This window comes from Streptomyces sp. NBC_00457 (genome assembly GCF_036014015.1).
In the GTDB taxonomy this organism is placed as follows: Bacteria; Actinomycetota; Actinomycetes; order Streptomycetales; family Streptomycetaceae; genus Streptomyces.
Map to the genome: position 1 here is coordinate 5,822,930 of NZ_CP107905.1, position 23,531 is coordinate 5,846,460.

Annotated in this window: 20 protein-coding genes and 3 rRNA genes; 8 read left to right on the top strand and 15 right to left on the bottom strand. The window is 66.8% G+C overall.

Going from position 1 to position 23,531, the window contains the following annotated elements; translation table 11 throughout:
- The gene (locus OG828_RS26515; RefSeq protein ID WP_328361883.1) at positions 1-1,638 is read left to right on the top strand and encodes an ATP-binding SpoIIE family protein phosphatase; all 1,638 of its coding nucleotides are present in this window, start codon (positions 1-3) and stop codon (positions 1,636-1,638) included.
- An 87-nt stretch (positions 1,639-1,725) separates the two neighbouring features.
- Here OG828_RS26515 and OG828_RS26520 read toward each other — a convergent pair whose 3' ends face one another.
- Positions 1,726-3,009 (bottom strand): MFS transporter, encoded by a 1,284-nt coding sequence (locus OG828_RS26520; RefSeq protein WP_328502516.1) that lies wholly within the window; start codon positions 3,007-3,009, stop codon positions 1,726-1,728.
- Between the two features lie 110 nt (positions 3,010-3,119).
- On the opposite strand from OG828_RS26520, the gene OG828_RS26525 reads away from it, so the two are divergent.
- The 5 genes from OG828_RS26525 (at position 3,120) to OG828_RS26545 (ending at position 9,962) form a co-directional block, all read left to right on the top strand.
- A complete protein-coding gene (locus tag OG828_RS26525; RefSeq protein ID WP_328361887.1) occupies positions 3,120-3,668 on the top strand; it encodes a MarR family winged helix-turn-helix transcriptional regulator in 549 nt (182 codons plus the stop codon).
- Between the two features lie 566 nt (positions 3,669-4,234).
- Positions 4,235-5,762 (top strand): 16S ribosomal RNA (locus tag OG828_RS26530).
- A gap of 277 nt (positions 5,763-6,039) precedes the next feature.
- Positions 6,040-9,163 (top strand): 23S ribosomal RNA (locus OG828_RS26535).
- 70 nt (positions 9,164-9,233) lie between these two features.
- Positions 9,234-9,350: ribosomal RNA gene (gene rrf, locus OG828_RS26540) — 5S ribosomal RNA — on the top strand.
- The 16S, 23S and 5S rRNA genes sit together here, the layout of an rRNA operon.
- Positions 9,351-9,419: 69 nt before the next feature.
- Positions 9,420-9,962 carry a GNAT family N-acetyltransferase gene (locus OG828_RS26545; RefSeq protein ID WP_328439910.1) on the top strand — a complete coding sequence of 181 codons (543 nt, stop codon included), beginning with the start codon at positions 9,420-9,422 and terminating at the stop codon, positions 9,960-9,962.
- Between the two features lie 2 nt (positions 9,963-9,964).
- Here OG828_RS26545 and OG828_RS26550 read toward each other — a convergent pair whose 3' ends face one another.
- The 7 genes from OG828_RS26550 to OG828_RS26580 all read right to left on the bottom strand — a co-directional run bounded on the left by OG828_RS26550 (position 9,965) and on the right by OG828_RS26580 (position 17,992).
- Complete coding sequence (locus tag OG828_RS26550) at positions 9,965-11,425, bottom strand: TraM recognition domain-containing protein (protein ID WP_328502517.1); 1,461 nt, start codon at positions 11,423-11,425, stop codon at positions 9,965-9,967.
- Between the two features lie 20 nt (positions 11,426-11,445).
- Positions 11,446-12,867 carry an ATP-binding protein gene (locus OG828_RS26555; protein WP_328361896.1) on the bottom strand — a complete coding sequence of 474 codons (1,422 nt, stop codon included), beginning with the start codon at positions 12,865-12,867 and terminating at the stop codon, positions 11,446-11,448.
- Between the two features lie 6 nt (positions 12,868-12,873).
- Positions 12,874-14,439 carry an SCO6880 family protein gene (locus OG828_RS26560; RefSeq protein WP_328361899.1) on the bottom strand — a complete coding sequence of 522 codons (1,566 nt, stop codon included), beginning with the start codon at positions 14,437-14,439 and terminating at the stop codon, positions 12,874-12,876.
- Positions 14,436-15,755 (bottom strand): hypothetical protein, encoded by a 1,320-nt coding sequence (locus OG828_RS26565; RefSeq protein WP_328439913.1) that lies wholly within the window; start codon positions 15,753-15,755, stop codon positions 14,436-14,438. The genes OG828_RS26560 and OG828_RS26565 overlap by 4 nt, the downstream gene beginning before the upstream one ends.
- On the bottom strand, positions 15,745-16,584 hold the full coding sequence (locus tag OG828_RS26570) for a hypothetical protein (RefSeq protein WP_328439914.1): 840 nt from the start codon (positions 16,582-16,584) through the stop codon (positions 15,745-15,747). Before OG828_RS26570 ends, OG828_RS26565 begins: the two co-directional genes overlap by 11 nt.
- 191 nt (positions 16,585-16,775) lie before the next feature.
- Positions 16,776-17,084: a hypothetical protein gene (locus tag OG828_RS26575; RefSeq protein ID WP_210582519.1), complete on the bottom strand. Its 309-nt coding sequence runs from the start codon at positions 17,082-17,084 to the stop codon at positions 16,776-16,778.
- A 302-nt stretch (positions 17,085-17,386) separates the two neighbouring features.
- A complete protein-coding gene (locus OG828_RS26580) occupies positions 17,387-17,992 on the bottom strand; it encodes a TetR/AcrR family transcriptional regulator (protein WP_328361908.1) in 606 nt (201 codons plus the stop codon).
- Between the two features lie 89 nt (positions 17,993-18,081).
- On the opposite strand from OG828_RS26580, the gene OG828_RS26585 reads away from it, so the two are divergent.
- Positions 18,082-19,008 (top strand): oxidoreductase, encoded by a 927-nt coding sequence (locus tag OG828_RS26585; RefSeq protein WP_328502518.1) that lies wholly within the window; start codon positions 18,082-18,084, stop codon positions 19,006-19,008.
- Positions 19,009-19,033: 25 nt separating this feature from the next.
- Here OG828_RS26585 and OG828_RS26590 read toward each other — a convergent pair whose 3' ends face one another.
- Positions 19,034-19,450: a hypothetical protein gene (locus OG828_RS26590; protein WP_328361914.1), complete on the bottom strand. Its 417-nt coding sequence runs from the start codon at positions 19,448-19,450 to the stop codon at positions 19,034-19,036.
- Between the two features lie 101 nt (positions 19,451-19,551).
- Here OG828_RS26590 and OG828_RS26595 point away from each other — a divergent pair, with 101 nt between their 5' ends.
- Positions 19,552-20,310 (top strand): PIG-L deacetylase family protein, encoded by a 759-nt coding sequence (locus OG828_RS26595; RefSeq protein ID WP_328504944.1) that lies wholly within the window; start codon positions 19,552-19,554, stop codon positions 20,308-20,310.
- A 34-nt stretch (positions 20,311-20,344) separates the two neighbouring features.
- On the opposite strand, the gene OG828_RS26600 is transcribed toward OG828_RS26595, so the two are convergent.
- The 6 genes from OG828_RS26600 to OG828_RS26625 all read right to left on the bottom strand — a co-directional run bounded on the left by OG828_RS26600 (position 20,345) and on the right by OG828_RS26625 (position 23,524).
- On the bottom strand, positions 20,345-20,650 hold the full coding sequence (locus OG828_RS26600; protein WP_328502519.1) for a hypothetical protein: 306 nt from the start codon (positions 20,648-20,650) through the stop codon (positions 20,345-20,347).
- Positions 20,647-20,835 carry a toxin-antitoxin system HicB family antitoxin gene (locus OG828_RS26605; protein WP_328361919.1) on the bottom strand — a complete coding sequence of 63 codons (189 nt, stop codon included), beginning with the start codon at positions 20,833-20,835 and terminating at the stop codon, positions 20,647-20,649. Before OG828_RS26605 ends, OG828_RS26600 begins: the two co-directional genes overlap by 4 nt.
- A gap of 85 nt (positions 20,836-20,920) precedes the next feature.
- Entirely contained in the window at positions 20,921-21,688 is a 768-nt protein-coding gene (locus OG828_RS26610) for an SDR family NAD(P)-dependent oxidoreductase (RefSeq protein ID WP_328439918.1), read from the bottom strand.
- Between the two features lie 130 nt (positions 21,689-21,818).
- Positions 21,819-23,108 carry an RNA polymerase subunit sigma-70 gene (locus tag OG828_RS26615; protein ID WP_328502520.1) on the bottom strand — a complete coding sequence of 430 codons (1,290 nt, stop codon included), beginning with the start codon at positions 23,106-23,108 and terminating at the stop codon, positions 21,819-21,821.
- Between the two features lie 4 nt (positions 23,109-23,112).
- On the bottom strand, positions 23,113-23,346 hold the full coding sequence (locus OG828_RS26620; protein ID WP_328361930.1) for a DUF397 domain-containing protein: 234 nt from the start codon (positions 23,344-23,346) through the stop codon (positions 23,113-23,115).
- Entirely contained in the window at positions 23,339-23,524 is a 186-nt protein-coding gene (locus OG828_RS26625) for a DUF397 domain-containing protein (RefSeq protein WP_328502521.1), read from the bottom strand. Before OG828_RS26625 ends, OG828_RS26620 begins: the two co-directional genes overlap by 8 nt.
- Positions 23,525-23,531: the final 7 nt, after the last annotated feature.

Here is a 23,531-nt window from a genome sequence, read left to right on the forward strand (position 1 = left end):
GTGAACTTCACGCGCTGGAGCGCCCGGCTCCCCGGAACGCAGCGCCGCGCCGCAGCGCGGACCGACGCGGTCCCCCCGGACCGGCGGGGCGAGAGCTCCGTGCCCGCCGCCCGCGCCGAGCAGCTCACCGACGAGGCGCTGTCCGTGCCCGCCGTCGACGAACTGCCGGTCCGCGAGGTCCTCGACCGCGTCCCGGCCCTCGTCGCCCTCGTCCATGGCCCCGACCACCGCCTCGCCTACGTCAACGACGCCTACGTGACGGCCTTCGGCCCCCGCCCCCTCGGCGACCCGGCCCACGAGGCCCTCCCGGAACTCGACGAACTCGGCCTGTTCCCGCTCCTCGACCAGGTCCTGCGCAGCGGCAAGCCACGCACGGTCAAGTCCCGCAAGGCCCCCGACGGCCGCTCCTACACCTTCGCCTGCACCCCGGTCACGGACACCGAGGACGGCGGCGTACTGATCTTCGCCACCGACGTCACCGACCACGCCGAAGCCGCCGAACGCCTCCGCGCCAGCGAACGCCGCCAACGCGAAACCGCGGTCACCCTCCAGCGCTCCCTCCTGCCCCAGGTCCTCGAACAGCCCGACGACCTGCGCGTCGCCGCGACCTACCAGCCGGGCGGCACGGAAGCCGCGGTGGGCGGCGACTGGTACGACGTGATCACCCTCGGCGGCGGCCGCACGGCCCTCGTCATCGGCGACGTCATGGGCAGAGGCGTGCGCGCGGCCGCGGTCATGGGCCAACTCCGCACGGCCGTCCGCGCGTACGCCCGCCTCGACCTCCCCCCGCACGAGATCCTCCAGCTCCTCGACGGCCTCGCCACCGAGATCGACGCCAACCAGATCGCCACCTGCGTGTACGCCATCCACGATCCGAACGAGGGACGGCTGGTGTACGCCTCGGCCGGCCACCTGCCGATCCTCATCCGCGACGAGAACGGCCAGGTCGTCCGGGCGGACGAGCCCACGGGACCGCCCCTGGGGACCGGCGGCTGGATGCACACGTCGGGCACGGTCGCCCTCAGCCCGGGCTCGACGGCCGTCCTCTACACGGACGGCCTGGTGGAACGACGCAACGAAGACCTCGACGAGGGCATCGCCAGCCTGGAGCGAGCCCTGGCCGGCGCGACCGGCACACCCCAGGTCGTCTGCGACCGCCTGGTCCGCACGGCAGGCGTCACCGCCGACCACGACGACGACGTCGCGGTCCTGGTCCTCCAGCACCCGTCCCGCACGGGCCCCGACAGCGACCTCTTCCGCAACGCCGCCCTGGAACTCCTGGGCGGCGTAGAAGCGGCCCCACGCGCGCGTGCCTTCGCCTCCGGAGTCCTGACCAGCTGGCGCTTCCCGCCCGAACTCCACGACCTGGGCGTCCTGGCGACCAGCGAACTGGTCGCCAACTCCCTCCAGCACGGCATCCCACCCATGCGGTTGAGGCTCCGCCGTACTGATCGGCGGCTGATCATCGAGGTCACGGATGGAGACGACCATCTGCCCAGGCGTCGCCGCGCGGAACCCGGCGACGAGTCCGGCCGGGGTATCGCCATCGTGGCGACGATTGCCTCGACCTGGGGTTCGCGTCGGACGCCTGGGGGCGGGAAGGCGGTCTGGTGCGAGTTCGTACTGCCCAAGGGATAGCGCCGTAGGGGGCGCGTGGCTGCTTCTGGCTGCGGGTGCGTTGTGGCTGGTCGCGCAGTTCCCCGCGCCCCTTGGTCGGCGTTGCCGCTAGGCGGTGATGGACTCCACTGGCGTCCCACCGCCCTGGGCAACCACCCGGCTCTTCCTCAGCGACGGCTGATCCTGTACGTCCGTCAGCTGCCGCCCCAACCGCACCGCGAGGTAGATGATCCCGAGCGAGAACAGCAGGAACGTCACGATGTACGGCGCATGCAGCGACGCCCCCATCGGCCCGCCCACCGCGGGCCCGACCGCCAGCGCCAACTGCTTGACCAGGGCGAACGCGGAGTTGTACTGCCCGGCCAGCCCACTCGGCGCAAGATCGGCCACCAGCGGCGCGACCGTCGGCGACAACATCGCCTCACCCAGCCCGAACAGCGCGTACGTCGAGATGAACGCGGCCGTCGCCATGGCCTGACTGCCATGTCCCAGCCCCGCGTACCCGGCCGCGATCCAGGCCACGGCCCAGATGAGCCCCACCGCGGCGATCACCCGAGACCGCCTCTGCCGCTCCACGAACCTCAGAACGAGGAACTGCGCCACGACGATCATCCCGGTGTTCGCGGCCAGCGCGGTCCCGAGCGCGGACGTCGAGATACCGGCCGCCTCGACCCCGTATGCACTGAGCCCCGACTCGAACTGCCCGTAGCACGCGAAGAACAGCACAAAGCCCAGCACGCACAACTGCACCATGGCCCGGTTGGACAGCAACTGCTTCCAGCTGCCCTTGGCCGACCCGGCAGGCGCCTTGCCGATCTGCGGCGAATGCGGCATCCGCACGGTCACCATCACGACGACCAGCAGCAGGAACATCGCCGCTTCGATCGAGAACAGCAGAGTGAAGGAGCTGACGCGGGTGGCATCGACGAGATGACCGCCGATGAGGCCACCGACACCCAGCCCCAGGTTCTGCAGAAAGAACTGCGTGGCGAACGCCCGCGACCGGGTCTCGGCAGACGAGCAGTCCACGATCATCGTCGCGAGCGCCGGCTGCATCACGGCCTGCCCCGCCCCGAGACCGGCCGCCGACAGCAAGACAGCGGTGGCATTGCCGGCGAGCCCAAGGCTCAGCGCACCGACCGCGGCGGTGATCAGGGCGGCGAGCAGCACCGGCAGCGGACCCCGCCGGACGATGGCCCGCCCGGCGAACGGCAGCACGACCAGCGCGGCCACGGCGAACACGGCGAGTACGAGACCCGCCGTCATCGCCCCCAGCCCCCGCACCTGCGCCACATAGACGTACAGGTAGGGGACGGTGAAACCGAGCCCGAACGCGCTGAGTGCGTTGCCCACGTGGATCCGGCGCATCGCTGCGCCCATCGCCCTGGTCACGTTCACCTCTCTCACTAGTTAGGAGTGAAGACTTCAAGACTAAAGTTCGAAGCTAAAGAGTACATAGCGAAGGACTTCAAAGCAAAGAGTCCGCATGCGATACTGCGCCCATGGCCGAGACCCCCGGCGTCACCGAGCCGACGCTCGAAGAACAGATCGCCGCCTACCAGCGCGAGTTCCAGGACCTCGACCCCCAGGTCGAGAAGATCGTCTCGGCCCTCTCCCGCCTGAACCGCCGTATGAACGTGGCCTACAGCCGCCAGACCTCCGCCCTCGGCATCAGCAACGCCGAGTGGGAGGTCCTCAAGGCCCTCGTCCTCTCCGGCGCCCCCTACCGCATGGGCCCCGGCGACCTCGCCAAGCGACTAGGCCTCACCCCGGCCGCGATGACCCACCGGATCGACCGCATGGTCACCGAGGGTCTGGTCACCCGCGAGCGCGACGAGTCCAACCGCGTCCGCGTCATCGTGGAGCTGACCGCCGAGGGCCGCCAGAAGTGGCTGGAGGCGATGCGCCTCGCGACGGTCTTCGAGGAGGACCTCCTCCAGGACCTGTCCCCGGAGGAGCGCACGGCCCTCGGCGAGGTCCTCACCCGCCTTCTGCGCAGGGTGGAGCATGCCCAGCCCGACGCCGGCGGCCGTCTCACGGACCTCGACTAAAGATCTTGACAGGCGACGCTTGACAGCCCCCTCCTCGATCCGTAATGTTCTTCGGGTTGCCGCGGAGCCGTAACGGTTCTGCGACAGCACCTCCCGCCGCGAAAGCGGCAAACCAAACCATCAGCACGATCTCCCGGCAGGGTTGATTTCGGCATGCCCGATTTCAATTCGAATGGGAACTCGGCGGCCCGATTGGGAATCGCCGAGAGGATCCGCTAAGGTTTGAGACGTCGGAACGGCTCAACGGCCGGGAAGGCAAACCCCGCTGACTGGGGATCAGGTCGAGAAAGGATCTGATAGAGTCGGAAACGCAAGACCGAAGGGAAGCGCCCGGAGGAAAGCCGCGAGAGAGTGTTTCTCGGGTGAGTACGAAGGAAGCGTCCGTTCCTTGAGAACTCAACAGCGTGCCAAAAATCAACGCCAGATATGTTGATACCCCGTCTCTCTCAATTTGAGAGGGCGTGGTTCCTTTGAAGAAATACACAGCGAGGACGTTGTGAACGGTCGGGCTTATTCCGCTCGGCGGTTCCGCTCTCGTGGTGTCGACCCGGATGACCGGGAATACATTCACGGAGAGTTTGATCCTGGCTCAGGACGAACGCTGGCGGCGTGCTTAACACATGCAAGTCGAACGATGAACCACTTCGGTGGGGATTAGTGGCGAACGGGTGAGTAACACGTGGGCAATCTGCCCTTCACTCTGGGACAAGCCCTGGAAACGGGGTCTAATACCGGATAGCACTTCCACGGGCATCTGTGGGGGTTGAAAGCTCCGGCGGTGAAGGATGGGCCCGCGGCCTATCAGCTTGTTGGTGAGGTAATGGCTCACCAAGGCGACGACGGGTAGCCGGCCTGAGAGGGCGACCGGCCACACTGGGACTGAGACACGGCCCAGACTCCTACGGGAGGCAGCAGTGGGGAATATTGCACAATGGGCGCAAGCCTGATGCAGCGACGCCGCGTGAGGGATGACGGCCTTCGGGTTGTAAACCTCTTTCAGCAGGGAAGAAGCGAAAGTGACGGTACCTGCAGAAGAAGCGCCGGCTAACTACGTGCCAGCAGCCGCGGTAATACGTAGGGCGCAAGCGTTGTCCGGAATTATTGGGCGTAAAGAGCTCGTAGGCGGCTTGTCACGTCGGGTGTGAAAGCCCGGGGCTTAACCCCGGGTCTGCATTCGATACGGGCTAGCTAGAGTGTGGTAGGGGAGATCGGAATTCCTGGTGTAGCGGTGAAATGCGCAGATATCAGGAGGAACACCGGTGGCGAAGGCGGATCTCTGGGCCATTACTGACGCTGAGGAGCGAAAGCGTGGGGAGCGAACAGGATTAGATACCCTGGTAGTCCACGCCGTAAACGGTGGGAACTAGGTGTTGGCGACATTCCACGTCGTCGGTGCCGCAGCTAACGCATTAAGTTCCCCGCCTGGGGAGTACGGCCGCAAGGCTAAAACTCAAAGGAATTGACGGGGGCCCGCACAAGCAGCGGAGCATGTGGCTTAATTCGACGCAACGCGAAGAACCTTACCAAGGCTTGACATCGCCCGGAAAGCATCAGAGATGGTGCCCCCCTTGTGGCCGGGTGACAGGTGGTGCATGGCTGTCGTCAGCTCGTGTCGTGAGATGTTGGGTTAAGTCCCGCAACGAGCGCAACCCTTGTCCTGTGTTGCCAGCATGCCCTTCGGGGTGATGGGGACTCACAGGAGACCGCCGGGGTCAACTCGGAGGAAGGTGGGGACGACGTCAAGTCATCATGCCCCTTATGTCTTGGGCTGCACACGTGCTACAATGGCCGGTACAATGAGCTGCGATGCCGTGAGGTGGAGCGAATCTCAAAAAGCCGGTCTCAGTTCGGATTGGGGTCTGCAACTCGACCCCATGAAGTCGGAGTTGCTAGTAATCGCAGATCAGCAGTGCTGCGGTGAATACGTTCCCGGGCCTTGTACACACCGCCCGTCACGTCACGAAAGTCGGTAACACCCGAAGCCGGTGGCCCAACCCCCTTGCGGGGAGGGAGCTGTCGAAGGTGGGACTGGCGATTGGGACGAAGTCGTAACAAGGTAGCCGTACCGGAAGGTGCGGCTGGATCACCTCCTTTCTAAGGAGCAATAGCCGACTGCGAGCAAATGTCTCGCACGGTTGCTCATGGGTGGAACGTTGATTATTCGACACTCTCAGTCATCTCGGGCTGCCAGTACTGCTCTTCGGAGCGTGGAAAGCTGATCACGAGTGGCGAGGGTGCCGGGCACGCTGTTGGGTGTCTGAGGGAATGAATTTTTCCTCGGGTGCCGGCCCCAGTGAACTCGCCGTGTGACGGTGGGGTGATGGGTGGCTGGTCGTTGTTTGAGAACTGCACAGTGGACGCGAGCATCTGTGGCCAAGTTTTTAAGGGCGCACGGTGGATGCCTTGGCACCAGGAACCGATGAAGGACGTGGGAGGCCACGATAGGCCCCGGGGAGTCGTCAACCAGGCTTTGATCCGGGGGTGTCCGAATGGGGAAACCCGGCAGTCGTCATGGGCTGTCACCCATACCTGAACACATAGGGTATGTGGAGGGAACGCGGGGAAGTGAAACATCTCAGTACCCGCAGGAAGAGAAAACAACCGTGATTCCGGGAGTAGTGGCGAGCGAAACCGGATGAGGCCAAACCGTATGCGTGTGAGACCCGGCAGGGGTTGCGTATACGGGGTTGTGGGATCTCTCTTTCACGGTCTGCCGGCCGTGAGACGAGTGAGAAACCGTTGATGTAGGCGAAGGACATGCGAAAGGTCCGGCGTAGAGGGTAAGACCCCCGTAGTCGAAACATCAGCGGCTCGTTGGAGAGACACCCAAGTAGCACGGGGCCCGAGAAATCCCGTGTGAATCTGGCGGGACCACCCGCTAAGCCTAAATATTCCCTGGTGACCGATAGCGGATAGTACCGTGAGGGAATGGTGAAAAGTACCGCGGGAGCGGAGTGAAATAGTACCTGAAACCGTGTGCCTACAAGCCGTGGGAGCGTCGCGCATCGAGCTTGCTCGGTGCGTCGTGACTGCGTGCCTTTTGAAGAATGAGCCTGCGAGTTTGCGGTGTGTTGCGAGGTTAACCCGTGTGGGGAAGCCGTAGCGAAAGCGAGTCCGAACAGGGCGGTAGAGTAGCGCGCTCAAGACCCGAAGCGGAGTGATCTAGCCATGGGCAGGTTGAAGCGGCTGTAAGAGGTCGTGGAGGACCGAACCCACCAGGGTTGAAAACCTGGGGGATGACCTGTGGTTAGGGGTGAAAGGCCAATCAAACTCCGTGATAGCTGGTTCTCCCCGAAATGCATTTAGGTGCAGCGTCGTGTGTTTCTTGCCGGAGGTAGAGCACTGGATAGGCGATGGGCCCTACCGGGTTACTGACCTTAGCCAAACTCCGAATGCCGGTAAGTGAGAGCGCGGCAGTGAGACTGTGGGGGATAAGCTCCATGGTCGAGAGGGAAACAGCCCAGAGCATCGACTAAGGCCCCTAAGCGTACGCTAAGTGGGAAAGGATGTGGAGTCGCACAGACAACCAGGAGGTTGGCTTAGAAGCAGCCACCCTTGAAAGAGTGCGTAATAGCTCACTGGTCTAGTGATTCCGCGCCGACAATGTAGCGGGGCTCAAGCGTACCGCCGAAGTCGTGTCATTCCAGCATGTACCCCCAACGGGGGCTGGGATGGGTAGGGGAGCGTCGTCTGCCGGGTGAAGCAGCCGCGGAAGCGAGTTGTGGACGGTTGACGAGTGAGAATGCAGGCATGAGTAGCGATTCACACGTGGGAAACGTGTGCGCCGATTGACTAAGGGTTCCTGGGTCAAGCTGATCTGCCCAGGGTAAGTCGGGACCTAAGGCGAGGCCGACAGGCGTAGTCGATGGATAACCGGTTGATATTCCGGTACCCGCTGTAAAGCGTCTAACACTGAACCGGGCGATGCTAAGTCCGTGAAGCCGCCCCGGAGCCTTCGGGCAAGGGGGAGTGGTGGAGCCGGCGAACCAGACCTGTAGTAGGTGAGTGATGGGGTGACGCAGGAAGGTAGTCCATCCCGGGCGGTGGTTGTCCCGGGGTAAGGGTGTAGGACGTCAGGTAGGTAAATCCGCCTGGCAGGAGTCTGAGACCTGATGCCGAGCCGATTGTGGTGAAGTGGATGATCCTATGCTGTCGAGAAAAGCCTCTAGCGAGTTTTATGGCGGCCCGTACCCTAAACCGACTCAGGTGGTCAGGTAGAGAATACCGAGGCGTTCGGGTGAACTATGGTTAAGGAACTCGGCAAAATGCCCCCGTAACTTCGGGAGAAGGGGGGCCATCACCGGTGATCCGATTTACTCGGTGAGCTGGGGGTGGCCGCAGAGACCAGCGAGAAGCGACTGTTTACTAAAAACACAGGTCCGTGCGAAGCCGTAAGGCGATGTATACGGACTGACGCCTGCCCGGTGCTGGAACGTTAAGGGGACCGGTTAGTCCGATTTCGGTCGGGCGAAGCTGAGAACTTAAGCGCCAGTAAACGGCGGTGGTAACTATAACCATCCTAAGGTAGCGAAATTCCTTGTCGGGTAAGTTCCGACCTGCACGAATGGCGTAACGACTTCTCGACTGTCTCAACCATAGGCCCGGTGAAATTGCACTACGAGTAAAGATGCTCGTTTCGCGCAGCAGGACGGAAAGACCCCGGGACCTTTACTACAGTTTGATATTGGTGTTCGGTTCGGCTTGTGTAGGATAGCTGGGAGACTGTGAACTCTGGACGCCAGTTCAGGGGGAGTCGTCGTTGAAATACCAGTCTGGTCGTGCTGGATGTCTAACCTGGGTCCGTGATCCGGATCAGGGACAGTGTCTGATGGGTAGTTTAACTGGGGCGGTTGCCTCCTAAAGAGTAACGGAGGCGCCCAAAGGTTCCCTCAGCCTGGTTGGCAATCAGGTGTTGAGTGTAAGTGCACAAGGGAGCTTGACTGTGAGACCGACGGGTCGAGCAGGGACGAAAGTCGGGACTAGTGATCCGGCGGTGGCTTGTGGAAGCGCCGTCGCTCAACGGATAAAAGGTACCCCGGGGATAACAGGCTGATCTTCCCCAAGAGTCCATATCGACGGGATGGTTTGGCACCTCGATGTCGGCTCGTCGCATCCTGGGGCTGGAGTCGGTCCCAAGGGTTGGGCTGTTCGCCCATTAAAGCGGTACGCGAGCTGGGTTTAGAACGTCGTGAGACAGTTCGGTCCCTATCCGCTGCGCGCGCAGGAACATTGAGAAGGGCTGTCCCTAGTACGAGAGGACCGGGACGGACGAACCTCTGGTGTGCCAGTTGTTCTGCCAAGGGCATGGCTGGTTGGCTACGTTCGGGAGGGATAACCGCTGAAAGCATCTAAGCGGGAAGCCTGCTTCGAGATGAGTGTTCCCACCCCCTTTGAGGGGTTAAGGCTCCCAGGAGACGACTGGGTTGATAGGCCGGATCTGGAAGGCGGGTAACCGCTGGAGGTGACCGGTACTAATAGGCCGAGGGCTTGTCCTCAGTTGCTCGCGTCCACTGTGTTAGTTCTGAGGCAACGACCGTGTTGTGTCCGGTCGTCACTTCATAGTGTTTCGGTGGTCATAGCGTGAGGGAAACGCCCGGTTACATTTCGAACCCGGAAGCTAAGCCTTACAGCGCCGATGGTACTGCAGGGGGGACCCTGTGGGAGAGTAGGACACCGCCGAACAAAACTTGAGAAAACCCCCGTACCGATAACCGGTACGGGGGTTTTCTGCGTTCGGCTACGGTGGCAGGCATGAACTACAAGGTCCGTTCCATACGTGCCGACGAATGGCCCGCGGTGAAGGCCCTGCGGCTTCTCTCCCTGCAGGATCCCGTTGCGCATCTCGCCTTCCTGGAGACCTACGAGCAAGCCGTGGCGCATGCCGACTCCTTCTGGCAGGACCGGGCCGCGTCGAGCGCCGAGGGAGCGTCGGGTGCGCAGCAGATCATTGCTGAGGGGCCGGACGGGGAGTGGGTGGGGACGCTGACCGTGCTGATCGAGGAGGCCGGGGTGATGGACTGGGCCGGGTTTCCCGTCGAGCGCAGGCAGGGGCATGTGGTCGCGGTGTTCGTGCGGGCTGACCACCGTGGCATCGGGCTGACCGAGGTGCTCTTCGACGCCGGCCTGGAGTGGGCGTGGGCGCAGGGTGCCGAGCGGGTGCGGCTCATTGTGCATGAGGACAATGAGCGGGCTCAGCGGCTGTACCGGAAGGTGGGGTTCGTCCCGACCGGAGTGACTGTGCCGCTGGGGCCCAACGAAGAGCGCGAGTTGGAGTTCGCGATCGAGCGCGATTGATGTCAGACCGGGAGTTCGTCGTGCGGCCAGCGGGTGCGGGCCTGTTCCCGGGAGCGGAGCAGGGCCAGGGTGGGCAGGCCCCGGTCCGCTCCGGTGGCCAGCAGCTCCGGGAGCTGGGGGAGCGGAGCCACGGCGGCGACGTCGTCCAGGACGAGCGTCAGTGGTGGGTCGAGGCGACCGGAGGATGACCGTTCGGCCATGCGCCGGCCGCGCTCGACCACGCTGGAGACGAGGGCCGTCAGGAAGGGCATCGTGCCGGGACTGGTCCTGGGGTCCTCGATGGATTCACCCACCACATAAAGCGTGCCCCCTTCGTCGACGAAGGAATCCAGGGCGAGAGCGTCACTTCGGTTGGGTGTGCAGGTCTCTCGCACGTTGATCGTGGAGAGGGCGGCGAGGGCTCTGGTGGTCAACTCCTGGGCGATGTCCCTGCGTTCGGGATGTGCCGTGAGGGTTGCCTCCAGTTCGCCGGCGGCTCCGGGGGCCGCCTTCGGGTTCGTACGGAGGGTTCGTACGGCGTCCTGGACCTGCATGCCCTGTGACCAGCGGTGGACGTGGCGGATGGTGCGGCCGTCGATGGCGGCGGCGTGCAGGTAACTTCGCAGGAGCGTTTCGGCGGTGTCGGCCACGGCCTGGTCGATCTTCGCGGTCGGCCGGACCGGGCTGAGCAGGGCCGCGGCTCTCGCGACCGCCGTCGCCTTGTCTTCGCAGCCGGCCGTGGGTGACCAGTGGAGGCGGGCCGGGGTGTCGCAGAGGTGTGTGGGGTCGTAGAGGAGGACGGGGCCGAGCTTGGCTCGGGGGTCTTTTGTGTCCTGCCAGACGGAGGGGTTGGACGTGACGACCAGGGTGGGGCCTGTCGCGTCTCGTACGGCTTGGGTTGCGGTGGTCTGGCGGGCTTCCCTGGCGGCGATGACGATCTTTTCCCATCCGCCCACCTGTTCACCGTTGGCCGGGAAGGGGGCCGGTTCCACCGGTGGCACCGTTTCCCGCGGCGTGACCGCCGGCTCGGGCAGCGACTTCGGCTCGGGCTCCGTGCGCGGCATCGGGACCTCCTGAACCACGGGTTCCGGCACCGGTGCCGTCCGTTCCACTCGTCTGTTTGCCCGGACCACGCGCCATCTCGCCACCGTGCCCATCACGAACACCGTGAGGACGACCAGGATCATCAGCTGGCCGATGAACAGGCCCCAGAAGAGGCCGTAGCCGGAGAGTTGGGCGGCGGGGGTGTCGGGCCAGGCGCCGGTGATGTCGTGGGGATGGGCGATGAGGTGGCGCATGGCGAGAGGGGTGCGGGTGAAGGTGACCGCTTCCGGCCAGGCGCCGTGCGAGAGCACACCGGCCAGGCCCGCCGCCGACCAGATCAGCAGGGTCATGCCGAGGAGGAACGCGAGTATGCCGATCAGCAGGCCGTCGGGGATGCCGCCCTGGGTGTCCTGGCGGCGGTTGCGGTCGTCGTGTCTCATTTCACGCTCTTCTCACGCTCTTACGCCACCGTCGACTCCGAAGAGCCGTCCAGGTCACCCAGGTGTTGTTCCACGAAGGCCGCCGCCCGTTCCTCCGCCTCCAGCTCGGCGGCGTGCAGGGCGTCGTCCGTGAGGTCGGTGGAGGACTCGGTCATCGCGCGGTCGGTGAAGACGAGAGGCCGTTCCGTCTCGGTGACCAGGTGTTTGACGACCTGGACATTGCCGTTGACGTCCCACACCGCGATGCCTGGAGTGAGCGTCGGGATGATCTCGACGGCCCACCTCGGCAGACCGAGCACCCGGCCTGTCGCCCTCGCCTCGTCCGCCTTCTGGGCATAGATCGTCCGCGTCGACGCCATCTTCAGGATCGCCGCAGCCTCCTTCGCCGCCGCCCCGTCCACCACGTCGGAGAGGTGGTGGACCACGGCCACGAAGGACAGGCCGAGCCGTCGGCCGAACTTCAGCAGGCGCTGGAAGAGCTGGGCCACGAAGGGGCTGGCGATGATGTGCCAGGCCTCCTCGACCAGGAAGATGCGCTTCTTCCGGTCGGGGCGGATCCAGGTGTGTTCCAGCCAGACGCCGACGATCGCCATGAGGATCGGCATGGCGATGGAGTTGCGGTCGATGTGGGACAGGTCGAAGACGATGAGCGGGGCGTCCAGGTCGATGCCGACCGTCGTCGGGCCGTCGAACATGCCGCGCAGGTCACCGTCGACGAGGCGGTCCAGCACCAGCGCCACGTCCAGGCCCCACGCCCGTACGTCGTCTATGTCGACGTTCATCGCCTCGGCCGACTCCGGCTCGGGGTGTCGTAGCTGGTCGACGATGTCGGTGAGGACGGGCTGGCGTTCGACGATGGTCTCGTTGACGTAGGCGTGGGCGACCTTGAGGGCGAAGCCGGAGCGTTCGTCCAGGCCGTGGCCCATCGCCACTTCGATGATCGTGCGCAGGAGCGCCAGCTGGCCCGTCGTCGTGATCGCCGGGTCGAGCGGGTTGAGCCGGATACCCATGTCCAGGGCCGCCATCGGGTCCAGCCGGATGGGAGTTATCCCCAGCTCCTGCGCGATCAGGTTCCATTCGCCGACGCCGTCCTCGCCCTGGGCGTCGAGGACGACGACCTGGCGGTCGCGGAAGCGCAGTTGTCGTAGGACGTAGGTCTTCTCCAGGGCCGACTTGCCGTTGCCGGATTCGCCGAGGACCAGCCAGTGGGGGGCGGGGAGCTGCTGGCCGTAGAGCTGGAAGGGGTCGTAGATGTAGCCCTTGCCGGAGTAGACCTCGCGGCCGATGATCACGCCGGAGTCGCCGAGGCCGGGGGCGGCGGTGGGGAGGTAGACGGCCTGGGCCTGGCCCGTGGAGGTGCGCACCGGGAGGCGGGTCGTCTCGACCTTGCCGAAGAGGAAGGACGTGAAGGCGTCGGTGAGGGCGGACAGCGGATCCCGCATCAGGTCCTACCTCCGGATGCCGGTGGCGAAGGGCAGTGTGTTGACGAAGGCGCGGTGGTGCTCGCGGTCGCACCACTCGATCTTCAGGTACGACTTCCCGGCCGAGGCCCTTATGGTCCGCTTGTCGCGCGCCAGGGCTTCCGGATTGCGGGAGGAGACGGTGATGTAGCCGACCAGGTTGACCCCGGCCGCGCCGCTCGCGAGGTCCTCTCCCCGTTGGTCGAGACGGTTGTGGGAGGCGATGTCGCGCGGGTCGACGGTGCGGTTCATCTTGGCCTGGCGGGATGCCTCGGCCTCGTCGTTCGTCTTTTCGGTCAGCATGCGTTCAATGGCTACCTCGGTGGGCTCGAGGTCCATCGTCACGGCGACCGTTCGGATGACGTCCGGGGTGTGGACGAGGAGCGGGGCGAGGAAGTTGACGCCAACCGGGGTCATCGGCCACTCCTTCACCCAGGCCGTGGCGTGGCACCAGGGCGCGCGGGTGGAGGACTCGCGGGTCTTCGCCTGGAGGTACGTCGGCTCCATGGCGTCCAGCTCGGCCGGCCAGGCGTTGCGCTTCGTCATCGCCTGGATGTGGTCGATGGGGTGGTCCGGGTCGTACATGGAGTGGATGAGCGAGGCGAGACGGCCCTGGCCCAGCGGCTGTCGTACGCGGATGTCGGCTTCCTGGAGCCGGGAGCAGATGTCGGTCAGCTCGCGGGCCATGACGACCGCGAGGCCCGCGTCCCGGTCCGCCTTGCCGCCGTGCGGGCGGGCCGCGCGGGCCATGGCGTTCGCCTCGGCGGCGAGTTCGCGGGAGTAGTGCATACAGGCGACGAGGTAGGCGCGGTGCTGCTCGCTGCTCGTCGACACCATCGACTGGAGCTGGTCGTACGACTGTGCCAGCCAGCCCGGTGCGCGGTCGTCGCCGCGTACGGCGACGTCCTTGGCGTGCGCGTCCGGGTCGGCCGGGAGGGTGCGGGCGAGCATCTGCAGCCGGGTGACGAATCCGTCGCCGTTCGCCACGTGCTTCAGCAGGGTGCCGAAGCGGTCGACGAGGGCTTCCTGGTCCTCGCTGTCGCGCAGGCCGACGCCGGGGCCCTCGATCTCGATGGCGGCGGTGACGGTCTTGCGGTCCGCGTGCAGCAGTACGGCGATCTCGTCGGGGCCGAACGGAGCGGCCAGCCAGGTGATACGGCCGATGCCCGGCGGCGGGCCCACCTCGATCTCACGGCCGTCGAGCTGGATGCCGGCCTCGATGACGCCGGAGCGGTAGACGGTGCCCTGCTTGAGGGTGCGCTTGTAGGAGCGGTTGATCTCGTACCACTTGTAGAACGTCCGGCGCTTGAACGGCACGTAGACCGCGGCCAGCGCGAGCAGCGGGAAGCCCATCAGCAGCACGATGCGCAGGGACAGGACGGGGACGAGGAGGCCGCACATCATGCCGAGGAACGCGCCCGCGATGATCAGCGCGATCTCACCGGTCTCACGATTCCGGCCGATGATCGCGTTCGGCCGGGCGCGGCCGATCAGATATGTACGGCGGGGCGTGACCGGATGGGACAAATGGGCCGTGTGGGAATCAGTCGTCAACGCCCTTCACCTCCCGTGCGGTTGGTACTGCTGTTGCGTGTGTTGCTGGCGTGAGGTGTGTTGACGTTGCTGCTCGAACGGGGGGCGGGTGCGGCGGAGGGGACGGATCCGCCGCCGTTCGAGTTGCGTGTGCTGTGTGCCGCGACGCCGCCGGAGGCGGGGTTCGCGGGGCGGGGTGTGCCGGCCTGGTTGCCGCCGCCGTTGTTGTCGGCTCTTGAGCTGTGTGTCTTGATGCCCTGCGCGACCAGGGTCGCCGGGGAGCTGATGACCGCGGCTGCCTTGCCTTCGGCGCCCTGCATGATGCGGTTGTTGCGGGAGCCGGCGATCTCGTCGCCGAAGCCGGGGACGAAGCGGTAGATCATCGCCGACGCGAAGATGGCCAGCAGGATGATGGCGAGGCCGGAGACGACGGCGGAGAAGGCGTCGGGGCCGTCGTCGGTGGACAGCGCGCCGGCGAGGCCGAGCACGATCACGATCACCGGCTTCACGAGGATCACCGCGATCATGATCCCGGCCCAGCGGCGGACGTGACCCCACAGGTTCTTGTCGACGAGGCCGGCGTAGACGACGGTGCCGAGGAGGGCGCCGACGTAGAGCAGGGCGGCTCTGATGACGAGCTCCAGCCACAGGACGCCGGCGGCGAGGATCGACACGAGCGAGACGACGATCAGCATGATCGGGCCGCCGCCGATGTCCTCGCCCTTCTCCAGGGCGCCGGAGAAGGTGCCGAAGAAGGTGTCCGTCTGGTTGCCGGTGGTCTTTGCGAGGACGTCGGTGACGCCGTCCGTCGCCGATACGACCGTGTAGAGGATCAGGGGCGTGAACGCGGACGCCAGCACGGTGAGCCAGAGGAAACCGATGGCTTCGCCGATCGCCGTGGAGAGGGGGACGCCCCGCACGGCTCGCTTGGCCACGGCCAGCAGCCAGAGCAGCAGCGTGAGGATCGTCGACGCCGCGAAGACGACGGCGTACTGCTGGAGGAACTTCGTGTTCGTGAAGTCGACGTTCGCTGTGTCCTGTACGGCGTCACTGAGCTTGTTGACGGTCCAGGCGGCGGCGTCCGCGCAGCCCTTGGCGAGGGAGGAGAGGGGGTCGAGGGTGGAGGTGGGGTCGTTGAGGGTGGATCCGCCGGAGGAGTCGCCGCTGTTGTTGCCGCGTTCGCAGTAGTCCTTGGCGGGACCGTGGATCAGGTCGCACGGGTCGTTGCTGGGCGTAGGTGTGGGAGCGGCGAAGGCACGGGTGGCCGTGAGTACCGCTGTCGCCTGCACGGCTGCGACGGCAGCGGTCAAGGTGAGTACGCGGCGGCTAGCGGGCATACGTGAACCCTCCGTACTCCTCGACGGCCTTGGCCATCTCGTCGGCGCTGGAAGCCCTGTCGTCGCCGGGTACAGGCGCAGGGCCGTCCTTCTGAGAGTGCGTCACAATCTTCCAGTCGCCGCCGGTCCACTCGAGATTGATGGTGATGGTGAACCATTTGTTGGTGACTGGGTTCGTGGAGTTCTCGCCGGCGAGGCCCAGGAGGCCGCTGCACCAGACCTCCACGGTTGCGTTGTTGCCGGAGGCCTCGGTGACTTTGGTGCCGATCGGGCTCGTGCGGGACACGAATGTGTAGCCCTGCGGTGTGGAGCCGTCCTCGTTGAGACCGACGTTCTTGTTGAAGGCCGGCGTGTACGCCTGATCCAGCGTCGCCTCGAACGATGAGACGCGGGACGGCGTGATGATGGTCTGCAGGATCGCGTCGCGCCGGGTCTTGCTGAACATCTCGGCGGATCCCAGCGCGACCGAGTAGTTGGCCGCCGCGCTCTCCGCCCCCTGCTGGTTGTGGGCGTACCCCGTCGGAATCCCGCCCGCCGTCGACTCCACCGGCCGTTCCCCGCTCGCCGCCGTGCTCCCCGCCTCCGGCTTGTCCGCGCTTGCTCCGGTGCCCGCTGGGGAATCGTCTCCTCCGCGGTTGGCGAATGCGATTGCGGCGATGAGGAGGACCACGACCCCGACGACCGTGACCAGGCTCCGGGAGGAGGAGCGTGGGCCGCGTCTTGCGCCGCCGTAGACGTCGCCGGTGCCGTCGCCTTCGGGCAGGCGGGTGCGGGTGTGCCCCGTGCCGCCGTAACCCCCGGAGGGCTCGTGCTCGTCTCCGAGACTCATGCGCCGTACGCCCCCTTGATGTCATAGCGGACCGCGTAGATGTACGACGGTAGCCGTGCTGGTTCCCGCACGGGCGCGGTGTGGTGACTCGACATCAGGGACATCAGGGGAACGCAACCTCAGCCGGGGGCACGACGGGCGGGTGGGGTAGGGGAGAGGGGAACCGGACCGGCGCCCGGAGGGGCAGGTCGCTACACGGCCATGCCGTACACGATGGTGAAGAGTGTGCCGAGTGAGCCGATGATGAAGACTCCGGTGAGGCCGGCGACGATGAGGCCCTTGCCCTGTTCCGCGCTGAAGGTGTCGCGCAGCGCTGTCGCGCCGATGCGCTGCTTCGCGGCGCCCCAGATGGCGATGCCGAGGCAGAGCAGGATGGCGACCGCCATGACGACCTGGATCATCGTCTTCGCTTCGGCCCCCAGTGCCCCGAAGGGGCCCCAGTCCGGAGCGATCCCGCCGATGATGGTGTTGATGTCTCCCTTGTCGGCCGCAAAGAGCATGTAAGTCACCGCCCCTGTTGGGTAGTTCCGCATCCCCTGCGGTGCGCAGAGGTCAGGTCTCATTCTCGCCGACAATTCCGCTGTCGTATGTCGACTTGGCGCCATTGATGGGCGGGATTCGTACGAATAGCTCGTACGGTCACTCTGTGTATCACGGCGGGTTACGCCGGGCAATGAGGCCTGAGCGGAACCTTCGTGTGGCTCCGTCGTTGACCTCCGGATGAAGGCTATCCTCCGCCGGCCCGGGCGCACGAACGGGCCGTGGCTCAGCAGCGGTGGCCTGCCGGTGTGGTGACGTGCCGTCAGCGTGGCTTGAGGCCGTGCAGCATGTGGTGGACCAGCTCGTCGACGCCGTCGAGGGCGGCCTCCGGGGTGAGCATGCAGGCGGCCGTCATGGAGGCGAGTCCGTGGAGTGCGGCGCCGGTGAAGAGCGTGAGGTGCTCGGGGTCCGCCTCGATGATCTCGCCGCGCTGCTGGGCGTCGGCGAGGACGCGGGCCAGTGCACCGATCGTGCGGTCGACGCCGGCGGCCATCTGCTCGGCGGCGTCCGGTTCGTGCTTGCGGGCGTACATCAGCTCCAGCAGGGCGGCGTTGTCGATGGAGAACTGGAGATAGGCGCGGGCGAGCCCGGTGAGCCGGGACTCGAGCGGCAGCTCGGGGTCGTCGGCGGTGCTCAGGGCCTGGGCGAGCCGCTCGTATCCGCTGAGTGCGAGGGCGTTGAGCAGGGCCTGCTTGTCCTTGAAGTGCCGGCCGGGGGCGGCGTGGCTGACGCCGATCTCGCGGGCCAGTTCGCGCAGGGACAGCTCGGCGACGCCCCTCTCCCGCAGCGTGCGCTCGGCGGTGGCGAGCAGGGCGGAGCGGAGGTCTCCGTGGTGGTAAGGGCGGGTGGCTGCGGGCATGGGGCTCATCGTAACTCGATGTAGGCGACGCCAGCTTTGTTGGCGATGCCATCATTGTTGTCATTGACATCATTGTGGGCGACGCCTACATTCAGGGCATGGCTGAGAAAATGAGCAAGCAGACTCACAAGTGGAACGTCACGCACCTCCCCGACCTCACCGGCCGCACCGTCGTCGTCACCGGCGCCAACAGCGGCATCGGGCTGACCGCGGCGGACGCGCTGGCCCGCGTGGGGGCGCATGTGGTGTTCGCCGTACGGGACCTGGAGCGCGGGCGGGCGGCAGCGGGGACCGTGTCCGGGAGTACGGAGGTGCGGCGGCTGGACCTGGCAGATCTGCGGTCCGTACGTGACTTCGCGGACGGATGGCGGGACCCGATCCACGTCCTGATCAACAACGCGGGCGTGATGATGCTGCCGCGGCAGCAGACCCGGGACGGCTTCGAGATGCAGTTCGGCACGAACCATCTGGGCCACTTCGCCCTGACGAACCTGCTGCTGCCGTACATCCAGGACCGCGTGGTGACGCTGTCGTCGGGAGCGCACCGCTGGGGAGCGGTGACCATAGCCTTCGACGACCTGAATCTGACGGCGGGTTACACGCCGCGCCGGGCCTACGCCCAGTCCAAGCTGGCGAACCTGCTCTTCACGCTGGAACTGCAGCGGCGGCTGACGGAGTCGGGCTCGTCGGTACGGGCGTACGCGGCCCACCCCGGGTACGCGGCGACCAACCTCCAGAGCCACGCGGCGAACCCGGTCGCCCGCGCCGGGATGGCGCTGGGCAACAGGTTCTTCGCCCAGGACGACCGCGCGGGCGCCCTGCCCACGCTGTACGCGGCGACGCAGGATCTGCCGGGTGCGAGCTACGTCGGACCGGACGGGTTGGGCGAGATGCGCGGGGCGCCGACGCTGGTGGGTCGTACGCAGGCGGCGAGCGATCCGGCGGTGGCCCGCCGCCTGTGGACGGTGTCGGAGGAACTGACCGGAGTTACCTGGCCTTTGAAGCAGCCGGCCGCCCAGCGATAAGCGATAGGGGACCGACGCTACGCCGTCAGCCCTCCGGCTGCGTCACGGTCAGCGCCCACCGAAGGGTGTCCGCCGAGGCATCCACACCCACGCCGAAAGAGCCAGTGACCACGCCGGCGGGCAGGGTCACCGAACCCACCCCCGCCGTCCCGGCAGGACAGTCGACCGAGAACGCGGCGACCTGCACGTCCTGCGACTCCATCGTCACCCGCACGCTGCCGCCGCCCTCGCAGGCCACCGTGAGCACGGTCGGCAGCCCGCTCCACGCGCCCGCCGACACGACACCGCCGTCTCCCGTCCGCTCCTCCACCCAGACCAGGCCCTCCGGACCGGGATGGGGCAGCAGGCCATCGCTCGACGCGGCGGCCGGACCCGCCGCCACCCCCGTCAGCCCGCAGGCCACCAGTGCCGTCACGGCCAGCGCACGACTCGTCCGTCTCAACTTCGCTCCCCTGTCGATGTGTTGCGGAACCCACAGTCTGCCGGGGCGCGTGGTGTCGTACATGAGTATTGGTGCTCATGGGAGGTGGTCGATCCATGACAGTGTCGGTGCCGAGTCTGCTCGGGGTCTTCGCTCATCCGGACGACGAGTCGCTGTTCTCCGGTGGGGTGCTCGCCCGGCATGCGGCCGCGGGTGCCCGGACGGCTGTCGTGACGGCGACCTGGACCGAGGGCACCCGGCGTGGTGCGGAACTCGCGGACTCGCTGGGGATCCTGGGTGCCGGTGAGCCGCGGATGCTCGGCTATGCCGATGCCCGGGTGCCGGAGTCCGCTCCTGGCCGGGCGCGGCTGTGCGATGCGCCGCTCGACGAGGCGGTGGGGCGGCTGGTGGCGCATGTCCGTCAGTTCCACCCGGAGATCGTGGTCACCCACGATGCGTACGGCGGGGTGACCGGCCACCCGGACCATGTGCACACCCACCGGGTGACCACGCTCGCGGTCCAGGCGGCCGGGCTGGAGCGGCTCTACCCGGAGGCCGGTGAACCCTGGCGGCCGAGCGCGCTCTACCTGGCGACGCACCCGGACTCGGCGGTCGAGGCGCTCAGCGAGTTCGCGCATGTCGGCAAGGCCATGAGAACGGTCCCCGACGAGCTGATCACCGCGACCGTCGATGTGAGCCCCTGGCTGGAGCGGAAGTGGGCCGCCGTACTGGCTCATCGCAGTGAGGTGGAGCGGGGCGCCGCCCCGGGCCTGCTCGCCGGTTTCCCGGCGGCCGTCCGGGAGCGGTTCCTGTCCACCGAGTGGTACATCCGCCACGACACCGTCTCCAGCGCGCCGGCCCAGACGGAGCTGACGGCGTGAGCAACGGAGCTGACGGCCGCATCGCCGGTTCCGGTCAGAGATCGAGGACTGCGCGCAGGGCCTGGTCGATGCGGGCCAGGGCGTCCGGGCCGATGTTTCCCAGGAAAGTGCCGTCGTGGAAGCGTGCAGTCTTGAGCTGCGTGATGTTGAGAGCCACGGCGACGGCTTCGACGGGGGCGTTCAGATGCACGGACATGATCGTGTCCGGGTAGGCACCAGGCGGATGCAGGGCGATGGCCAGGCAGGCGCCGAAGGTCTCGTCGAGCCCGTCGAGGCTGACGACGCAGACAGCACGTTCACCTTGGGCGCCCTTGACCTGCCAGATGTCACCCCTGTTCACCACGCGTCGCCCTCGCCGTCCAGGTCCGGGCTGTAACCGGCCGCAGCGAGCTGCCTCGCCGCGTCCAGTGTGATCTGCCGTCGGATGAGGCGGTCTATGAACGCGGAGACATTGCCGTCGGGTGCGTAAGCGCGAACGTAACCTGCGGTTTCGTCGGAGAGCGACACGGTGATCTTCGTGGTCATACCCGAATCATACTGGAGTCGTACCAAGGCTGCGGCGTACGCCGATGCCGTGTGGCTCGAAGTCCAGGGCGACTCGGTTGCCCGGTCAGCTCGCGAACATTCCGGCGGTCGCGTTGATCCAGGTACCCGTGATGGCGGCAGCGGCGTCGGAGGCGAGGAACGTCGCCAGGGCGGCGATGTCCGCGATCCGGGGCGAGCGCTTCGTCATCCGCAGGCTGTCCAGGTGGGAGCGGATGCCGTCCACCGCGGCCTCGTCCATGGCCGGGGCGCCCGCCGCGGTGAGTTTCTCGGGGGTCAGGCTGTCGGTGACGCCCGCCGTCCAGATCCCGCAGACACGGACGCCGGCCGGGCCGACCTCCTGGGCGAGCTGGCGGATCAGCGCGTCGATCGCGCCGTCGGCCGCGGCGGTGCCGCCCATCATCGGGCTGCCGTTGGCGGACCCGCTGTCCAGGGAGAGGATCACGCCCGAGCCCTGTGCGGCCATCCGGCGTGCCGCGGCCCGCGCGGTGATGAACTGGCAGGTGATCCCCTGCGTCACCGGACGCGTGTAGTCCTCGACCGACATCTCGGTCAGCGGTACGCCCTGGAAGTCGCCCCGCGGCACCAGGTTGACGGAGATGTCGATCCGCCCCGCCCGCTCGACGACCGACGTCGCATGGGCCTCGACGGCGTCCTCGTCCCGCGCGTCGAGCACGTCGTACTCGGCACCGGCCTCGGCGGCGGCCTTCCGCAGCGTGTCCTCCGTACGGCCCACCAGGAACACCCGCGCCCCCGCCTGTACGTACGCCTTCGCGACGCCCGCGCCGAGGGAACCGGCTCCGCCGTAGACGACCGCGACCTTGTTCTTCAGCATGGTTCTCCGCCTCCGTGACTGAGGGCGCCGGGTGCGCCCGTCACTCCGTGGGACGTGCGGGCCGGGAAAACTCATCGCGGCAGCGCGGAATCAATCCTCAGAGCGCCATCAGAGCGCCATCAGAGCGCCATCAGAGCGTCATCGGCAGTCCGAACGCGGGGAACAGATGCGGTTCGAAGGTGGTGATCTGGGCGATACGACCGTCCGCGACCCGGAGTACGTCGATGAGCTGCGCCCGGAACACGGTGGTCCCGGGCCGTTGCAGATAGCCGGCGACCGCCAACTGGCCGTTGGCCCGCACCGGCAGGACCCGCCAATGCCCGGCGAACATCGGCGACGCGGGGTCGAGGTTCGGCCGTACGAAGGCGAACATCGCGTCCCGCGAGGTGAACCAGAACGGGTTCGGCGGCATGGTGAGCACGATGTCCTCGCGTACCAGCTCGACCATGGCGTCGATGTCGGTCCGGGCGAACGCGTCCAGGTAGCGCTGGAGCAGCGCCAGGTCCTCGGCGCCGGGAGCGGGGGCCGACCAGTCCTCGCGCCGCCCCGGCAACGCCTGCCGCAGCGTCGAACGGCCGCGCTGGACCGCGCTGTTGGCGGAGGGGACGCTGGTGTCCAGCAGTTCGGCGGTCTCCTGGGCCGACCATCCGGCGACGTCGCGCAGGATCACCGCGGCCCGTTGGCGGGGCGGGAGCTGCTGGATGGCGGTGAGAAAGACCAGTTCGAGCGTCTCGCTCGCCACGGCCTGCTCGTCGGGCTCGTGCTGCGGCGCGGGGGCCTCGGGCAGCTGATCGTCCGGGAACGGCTGCAGCCACGGGAGCCGCGGGGGTGGCGGGCCGTCTCCGGAGTCCATGCCGGGTACGGGTTCGTACGGCGTCGGGCGCCGGTTCTGCTTGCGCAGGAAGTCGAGGCAGGCGTTGGTGGCGATCTTGTACAGCCAGGCGCGCGGGTTGTCGACGCCGTCCAGCGTCTCGCGGGCCCGCCAGGCCCGTAGGAACGTCTCCTGGGTGAGGTCTTCGGCCTCGTCGTACGAGCCGAGCAGGCGGTAACAGTGGACGCGGAGTTCGCGGCGGTGGGCCTCGATGAGCGCCGTGAGGGTGTCGTCCTCGCCGGAATTCGTCACGTCGGTGGGTGTGACGTTTTCGACCGCCTCGCCGGCCTCGCGTGCGAGACGCCGCAGCTGGGCGAAGCGGGGTGACAGGGCCTCTACGTCGGCCTGGAACGCGAGTGCGGGTTCCAGACGCAGCCGGGTCAGCCGTTCCCCGATGTCCGACACCAGCTCCTGCGCGGGAACACCGGCCGGCCGCCGCCGCTCGCGGTAGGCCCGCTGCCGGCACGCCTGCGAGCAGTACGACGCGGTCCGCCCCGGTCCGCCGGTGCTGTCGATCGTCCGCCCGCAGGCTTGGCAGCGCGCCGTCATCCGTCTACGCGTCTTCTACGAAGTGGTCGAACTCGCCCGCCTGCACGCCGAGTACGAAGGCGTCCCACTTGCGGCGGTTGGTGGTGACCACGTTGTCCGGGGCGCTGGTCTCACGGATGTAGACGGGCGCGTCACCGTCGTCGCCCTCGCCGAAGGCGATCTCGATCCAGGGTCCGGGGCCGGTGGCGTCGGGTGGGGCGGCGCGTTCCCAGGTGAGGTTCGGGGGGATGTCAGACACGGGCGGTTTCCTTCTTGAGTACGAGGAGAAGGGCGCCGAAGGCGGTGGGGGTGGCCGTGAGTATCGCGCGGGTGGGGTCGCTGCTTTCGGTGAGGTGGATCGTTTCGGTGGCGGTGGCGACGTGGAGGCAGGAGGCGCCCTCGGAGCAGTACGACGACTTCTGCCAGCGCGGGTTCATGGGCATG

What these genes read in the sequence shown, in the direction of transcription:
- OG828_RS26525 (WP_328361887.1), top strand. Translation starts at nt 3,120, where the DNA reads ATGGCCGAGACCCCCGGCGTCACCGAGCCGACGCTCGAAGAACAGATC.
- OG828_RS26545 (WP_328439910.1), top strand. Translation starts at nt 9,420, where the DNA reads ATGAACTACAAGGTCCGTTCCATACGTGCCGACGAATGGCCCGCGGTG.
- OG828_RS26550 (WP_328502517.1), bottom strand. Translation starts at nt 11,425, where the DNA reads ATGAGACACGACGACCGCAACCGCCGCCAGGACACCCAGGGCGGCATC.
- OG828_RS26555 (WP_328361896.1), bottom strand. Translation starts at nt 12,867, where the DNA reads ATGCGGGATCCGCTGTCCGCCCTCACCGACGCCTTCACGTCCTTCCTC.
- OG828_RS26565 (WP_328439913.1), bottom strand. Translation starts at nt 15,755, where the DNA reads ATGCCCGCTAGCCGCCGCGTACTCACCTTGACCGCTGCCGTCGCAGCC.
- OG828_RS26570 (WP_328439914.1), bottom strand. Translation starts at nt 16,584, where the DNA reads ATGAGTCTCGGAGACGAGCACGAGCCCTCCGGGGGTTACGGCGGCACG.
- OG828_RS26575 (WP_210582519.1), bottom strand. Translation starts at nt 17,084, where the DNA reads ATGCTCTTTGCGGCCGACAAGGGAGACATCAACACCATCATCGGCGGG.
- OG828_RS26580 (WP_328361908.1), bottom strand. Translation starts at nt 17,992, where the DNA reads ATGAGCCCCATGCCCGCAGCCACCCGCCCTTACCACCACGGAGACCTC.
- OG828_RS26585 (WP_328502518.1), top strand. Translation starts at nt 18,082, where the DNA reads ATGGCTGAGAAAATGAGCAAGCAGACTCACAAGTGGAACGTCACGCAC.
- OG828_RS26605 (WP_328361919.1), bottom strand. Translation starts at nt 20,835, where the DNA reads ATGACCACGAAGATCACCGTGTCGCTCTCCGACGAAACCGCAGGTTAC.
- OG828_RS26610 (WP_328439918.1), bottom strand. Translation starts at nt 21,688, where the DNA reads ATGCTGAAGAACAAGGTCGCGGTCGTCTACGGCGGAGCCGGTTCCCTC.
- OG828_RS26615 (WP_328502520.1), bottom strand. Translation starts at nt 23,108, where the DNA reads ATGACGGCGCGCTGCCAAGCCTGCGGGCGGACGATCGACAGCACCGGC.
- OG828_RS26625 (WP_328502521.1), bottom strand. Translation starts at nt 23,524, where the DNA reads ATGAACCCGCGCTGGCAGAAGTCGTCGTACTGCTCCGAGGGCGCCTCC.